Annotated in this window: 2 protein-coding genes; both read left to right on the top strand. The window is 65.7% G+C overall.

Translation table 11 applies throughout. The features are described from left to right. The first annotated feature begins 110 nt into the window (after window positions 1-110). On the top strand, window positions 111-971 hold the full coding sequence (locus EOA29_RS32740) for a site-specific integrase (RefSeq protein ID WP_126094674.1): 861 nt from the start codon (window positions 111-113) through the stop codon (window positions 969-971). A gap of 13 nt (window positions 972-984) precedes the next feature. Continuing rightward, the gene (locus EOA29_RS32745) at window positions 985-2172 is read left to right on the top strand and encodes an IS91 family transposase (protein ID WP_126091547.1); all 1188 of its coding nucleotides are present in this window, start codon (window positions 985-987) and stop codon (window positions 2170-2172) included. Window positions 2173-2531 lie beyond the last annotated feature (359 nt).

Below are 2531 nucleotides of genomic sequence, written 5' to 3' on the forward strand. Positions count from 1 at the left end.
GATTGAACGAAGCCGCTAACGCGGCATTTGGCGGATCGGTTTGCGGGTGACGCTTCTGTTTTGAAGGATTGTGGCTGTTGAAGCGCAATCTCGAGAACAGGAGCAATGAGATGGTCGAGTTGAGCCCTCTTCGCCGGCGCATGATCGAGGACATGACGATCCGCAATTTGTCGCCGGCCACCCAGCGATCCTACGTGCATGCGGTGGCGAAGTTTTCGCGCTACTTTGGCCGCTCCCCTGACCGGCTTGGCCTTGAGGACGTGCGCGCCTTCCAGGTGCATCTGGTTTCAACGGGGATTTCGTGGCCGGCGCTGAACCAGACGGTGTGCGCACTGCGGTTCTTCTACGGCGTGACGTTGGGCCATGCCGAGATCCCGGAGCGCATTGTCTACGCCCGCTTACCACGCACGCTGCCAGTGGTGTTGAGCGCCGACGAGGTGGTCAGGTTCCTGGAAGCGGTCCCGAGCCTGAAGACGCGCACGGCCCTGACCACAGCCTACGCTGCTGGACTTCGCGCCTCGGAGACCGTCGGCCTAAAGGTCGGCGACATCGACAGCGGTCGCGGCGTCATCCGGATCGAGCATGGCAAGGGCGGCAAGGACCGCACCGTGATGCTGTCGGCGCAGCTTCTGCGCATCCTGCGGATCTACTGGCGGCTGGCGAAGCCGCAGGACTGGCTGTTTCCCGGGCGCGGCGCCGATCGCCCTATCGATGTGCAGGTGCTGTATTCCGCCTGTCGCTCGGCGCGTGCGGCCGCCGGCATCGACAAGCGGGTGACGGTCCACACGCTCAGGCACTCTTTCGCCACGCATCTTCTGGAGAACGGCACCGACATCCGTATCATCCAGGTTCTCCTCGGCCACAACAACCTGTCGAGCACGGCGCGCTACACCAGGGTCTCGAACGGCCTAATCCGGCGCACGACGAGCCCGCTCGACCGGCTGAACGTCGAGGTCGTGCCGCCGGGTTGATCCGGTCCCGCCCATGCCGGCGAGACTGGAGGTGGCGGATATCTTCCGCCGCCATGGCGAGGCGTATCGGCAGGCCCATGACGGCCATCTCGGGCGCGTCGAGCGCCGCACGATGAGCGCGATCGAGCTATGCCGGACCGCCGAACTGGGCGGTCATGTCGAGGGCTGCCGCTCCTGCGGGTCGATTCGCGTGGCCTACAATTCCTGCCGCAACCGGCATTGCCCCAAGTGCCAGAGCCAGGCCTGCCGGGACTGGCTCGCCGCGCGGCAGGACGAGCTGCTGCCGGTGCCCTACTTCCATGTGGTGTTCACGCTGCCGGCCGAGGTCGCCGCGATCGCCTTCCACAACAAGACGGCGCTCTACACGATCCTGTTCAAGGCGGCGGCCGAGACGCTGCGCACGATCGCCGCCGATCCCAGACATCTGGGCGCCGAGATCGGCCTCATCGCAGTGCTGCACAGCTGGGGCCAGACTCTCACCTACCATCCCCATCTGCATTGCATCGTGCCGGGCGGTGGCGTCTCGCCCGACGGCGCACGCTGGATCTCGTGCAGGCCGGGATTCTTTTTACCCGTGCGCGTGCTGTCGCGCCTGTTTCGCCGCCGCTTCCTGGAGGAACTGCGAGTGGCCCATGATGCGGGCCGGCTGGGCTTCTTCGGCGATCTCGCCCACCTGGCAAAGCCCGATGCCTTCGCCCGTTTGCTCGCCGAAGTCCGTCACCTCGAATGGGTCGTCTACGCCAAGCCGCCCTTCGGCGGCCCGCAACAGGTACTGGCTTATCTCGGCCGCTACACCCATCGCGTCGCCATCGCCAATTCCCGGCTGGTCAGCATGGCCGACGATCGCGTCGCGTTCCGCTGGCGGGATTATCGTCATGGCGGCAGGACGAAGGTCATGACGCTCGATGCCGATGAGTTCATCCGCCGCTTCCTCCTGCACACGCTGCCCGACGGCTTCCACCGCATCCGTCATTACGGCTTCCTCGCCAACGGTCATCGCGCCGCCAAGCTCGGCCTGTGCCGCCGACTGCTGGCCAGCCAACAGCAGAACAATCTCGAACCGAGTGCCGAAAGCGCCGCTGTCGCCGCCGGGCGCCTGGCGTTGACGCATCGCTGCCCATGCTGCGGAGGGGCGATGGTCACGCTCGCCACCTGGCGATGCGGGCAGGCGCCGACCCCCTTCTGGAATGACACCTCATGATCACGCCGAGTGCGTCCACATCGTCTGGTTCGGCACCCGTCGCCTTGCGCGCCGGCACCCAGACCTTTGCCCCATCGCACAAAGCCGCAAGCAGCCAGACCAGCGGTAGAGGCCACTGCTACCTGTCTGACGGTTCACGCCATCACGGTTTTGCCTTCCGCCATGCTCTCCATCGCCGTGGTCGAACCGCGAACGCCGTTCATCGGCCTGGCAAAGACAATCCCCACCGCTCCGCAGGGCTACAATCCCCATAGCGCCAGACCGACCCGCGGCTCCGTTCAATCCGGCTTGCAATGAGGTCCGACGTCGTGCCAAGCGGCTCCGTCGAGCCAACGGACCTCACAGAAGCCTCCAGATTC

The sequence above is a fragment of the Mesorhizobium sp. M1E.F.Ca.ET.063.01.1.1 genome (assembly GCF_003998155.1).
In the GTDB taxonomy this organism is placed as follows: Bacteria; Pseudomonadota; Alphaproteobacteria; order Rhizobiales; family Rhizobiaceae; genus Mesorhizobium.

Bases quoted from the DNA above. Each gene is read 5' to 3' on its own strand.
- EOA29_RS32740 (WP_126094674.1), top strand. From the start codon at position 111: ATGGTCGAGTTGAGCCCTCTTCGCCGGCGCATGATCGAGGACATGACG.
- EOA29_RS32745 (WP_126091547.1), top strand. From the start codon at position 985: ATGCCGGCGAGACTGGAGGTGGCGGATATCTTCCGCCGCCATGGCGAG.